The sequence below is a fragment of the Phormidium pseudopriestleyi FRX01 genome, from assembly GCF_017313335.1.
Classification (GTDB): domain Bacteria; phylum Cyanobacteriota; class Cyanobacteriia; order Cyanobacteriales; family Laspinemataceae; genus Laspinema; species Laspinema pseudopriestleyi.
In genome coordinates, this window is the sequence record NZ_JAFLQW010000368.1 from 1 (window position 1) to 3,067 (window position 3,067).

Consider the following 3,067-nt stretch of genomic DNA (forward strand, 5'->3'; position numbering starts at 1 on the left):
CAAATATCTTAAGAAAGGTAGCGGCGACACTGGGATTTAATCTTAGTGGAGTCAGTAGGGGTGCTTTGACTACGCCCTTAAGGTTCAGATTCTGGACTCTTAAAGAATCCCACGCTCTAAAGAGCGTGGGAGTGTCAATATGAGGCAATCTTCTTAATGGGCGGATTGTGAAGGGTGAAAAAATCTGGTCTTAGGGAATCGATTCCCCAAGGCTTGTGGGGAGTCCTCCATACCCAAACGGCATCCAGTCTGTTGCCCTCCCTAAACCAAAACTCCACTTGTTTAAGGGACCCCAAAGCCAAACCTCCCTCTAACTTTTCTCGATGATATGGCACGGATTGAATGAGTGTCTTTTTTGTTTAATTCTTACCCGTCAAACCCCAATTTTTATGTTGCTATTTAAACCCGAAGATTGTTTAATTTTAGTGGTAGATGATGTCAGACAAAATCTCCAGGTCATTGGTGAAATATTAGAAGTGGCAGGGTATGAAACTACTTTTGCCCCTAGCGGTCAACAAGCTTTAGCTCGGGTGAAAAGCGCCCATCCGGATCTGATTCTTTTGGATTTGATGATGCCAGAAATGAGCGGACTAGAAGTCTGTGAAATTTTAAAAAAAGACCCTAAATTTAGTGAAATACCGATTATCTTTTTAACCGCTAGTAATGAGGTAGACAATTTACTACAAGCTTTCAAAAAGGGAGCCAATGATTATATTACGAAACCTTTTCGGTCTGAGGAAATCTTAGTCAGGATTGAAGCCCAGTTAACCAATCAAAAACTTAAGAAAAAGCTAGAAGAAAAAAATCAGGAACTTGAAACTGAAATCGGGGTTCGGCGACGGACAGAAGAAGCCCTGCAACAGGCGATAGAGTTAGCGAATGCGGCTAATCGAGCTAAAAGTAGCTTTCTCGCAAACATGAGCCATGAGTTACGGACGCCTCTAAATGCGATTCTCGGGTTCACTCAATTGTTAACCCATAGTTCTAACTTAACTCTTGAACAAAAAAATAATTTAGGCATTATTTATCGCAGTGGAGAACATCTCCTTAACTTAATTAATGAAATTTTAGATTTATCTAAGCTAGAAAATTATAACGATAATGTGCCGATTAATTCGACTGAATTTATCTTGAAAGATATGTTGGTCGAACTGGAAGAGATGTTTCGCCTCAAACTCCGTGAAAAAGGGTTGAAGCTGGACATTATCGTAGAGAACCGGGTTCCCATCGCCATTGAGAGCGATCGCCTCAAACTCCGGCAAATTTTAATCAACCTTTTGAGCAATGCGATTAAATTCACCCCATCGGGAGGAATTAAATTGCGTGTAAATGCTATCCTGGACCCGGAAAAAACATTTTTAAGTTTTGAAATAACCGATACCGGCAAAGGGATTAGTTCCGAAGAACTCAGCAAGCTATTTCAGCCTTTTGTACAGACGGAAACGGGCATAGCAGCGGCAGAAGGGACGGGACTTGGGTTAGTGATTTGCCGTAAATATGTACGCCTGTTAGGGGGCGAGATTACGGTGAGTTCTGAACCCAATGTGGGAACAACCTTTAATTTTCAAATTGCCGTTAAGCCTGTGGAATCAACGGACCACTCCGGAGGGCAAACTTGGTCCCCACGAGTCCTGGCGATCGCCCCCAATCAACCCCCCTATCGGATTTTGGTGGCTGATGACCAAGCCACTAACCGGGAACTGCTGACTACGATGCTTTCATCCGTGGGATTTGAGGTGAGAGAAGCCACAAATGGACAAGAAGCTGTTGAAATTTACAACAGTTTTGCACCCCATTTAATCTGGATGGATCTGCGAATGCCCATCCTGGATGGATGCGAAGCTACCCAAAAAATTAAAACAAATTGTCAAGGGTCACTCCCCATAATTATCGCGGTGACTGCCAGTGTTTTTGAGGAGGATAAAGCGGCTATTTTATCCGCTGGCTGCGATGATTTTTTGATTAAACCCATTCAAGAGTCCACAGTTTTTGAAAAAATTTCTAAGCACTTGGGAGTTTCCTACGTTTACGAAGAAATGACCTATATTTTAAGCGAAAAATTGCGCTCAATAGAAAATCAATGGAACAATTTAGGAAAATTATCCACTTCCCTGATTTGTGATCTCGAATATGCGACTTTAGCCCTTGATGATGAACGACTCAATCGCCTGGTTTCAGAAATTCCCTCAGAATGCGGCGAACTAGAGCAAATTATTCGAGATTGCCTAGAAAATTTTGATTATCATACCATTTTGGAAGCGATTAAATCCGTTAAGTCTGAACGATTTGCTCACTCCCACCTCTCTAGCGAATGGATTGTTCAGATGACTCAGGCTATCTACAAGGCTGATGCCAGTGAGATTCAGCAACTGATTGCTCAACTCCCACCGCAAAATAGGACCTTAGCAGAACAATTAGAATATTATTTAGCGCATTTAGATTATCAAAATATTCTCCGGGCGATCGCCGAGCTTGAGGAAGCCCCACCCCCGAATTAATTTCATCATTTCGGGGTGCATCCGATGTTTGGACAGTCTGCCCTCATCCCCCGGAACCCCTTGTGGGGAATCCCACCCACCACATTCGCACCCAGTTTTAACGCTTCTTCCAGCAATTCTTCCGTCTGGACCTCTCCATAAATGCTATCTTGGGGGAACGCCACCACTTGCAACGTGACCCATTCTTGAATCGCCTCTCTCACTTCTAACATGGCCTGTAACGCGGTGAGGTCTGAGGGACTCACATCCAGATGGGTGCGAACGAATAACACCCCCTGGGATGCCAATTGTTTCAAGGTTGCGATCGCCCGTTTCGTGACATCCTCCCGGGTCAATTTGGGCTTGCGTTCCCCCCAAATTTGAATTCCCTCAAATAACGTGCCGCTTTGATTAAACCGGGGTTCTCCAGGGGTTAAAGCGGAATCTAAATGAATGTGAGATTCGACAAATGGGGGACTAACCAGGTGTCCCTGAACATTGAGTTCGCGAGGGGCATCTCCGGACAAGTGGGGGGCGATCGCTGTGATCATCCCCTGGTCAACCTGAAGATCTACCTGTTCCCCAGTTAG

At 44.2% G+C, this 3,067-nt stretch carries 2 protein-coding genes; one reads left to right on the plus strand and one right to left on the minus strand.

Translation table 11 applies throughout. The features are described 5' to 3' along the window. Positions 1-389: 389 nt before the first annotated feature. On the plus strand, positions 390-2,498 hold the full coding sequence (locus J0895_RS13785) for a response regulator (protein WP_207088654.1): 2,109 nt from the start codon (positions 390-392) through the stop codon (positions 2,496-2,498). Between the two features lie 5 nt (positions 2,499-2,503). Here J0895_RS13785 and J0895_RS13790 read toward each other — a convergent pair. After that, the coding region (locus J0895_RS13790) for an amidohydrolase family protein (RefSeq protein ID WP_340643515.1) at positions 2,504-3,067 on the minus strand (564 nt) is incomplete at its 5' end.

What these genes read in the sequence shown, in the direction of transcription:
- J0895_RS13785 (WP_207088654.1), top strand. Translation starts at nt 390, where the DNA reads ATGTTGCTATTTAAACCCGAAGATTGTTTAATTTTAGTGGTAGATGAT.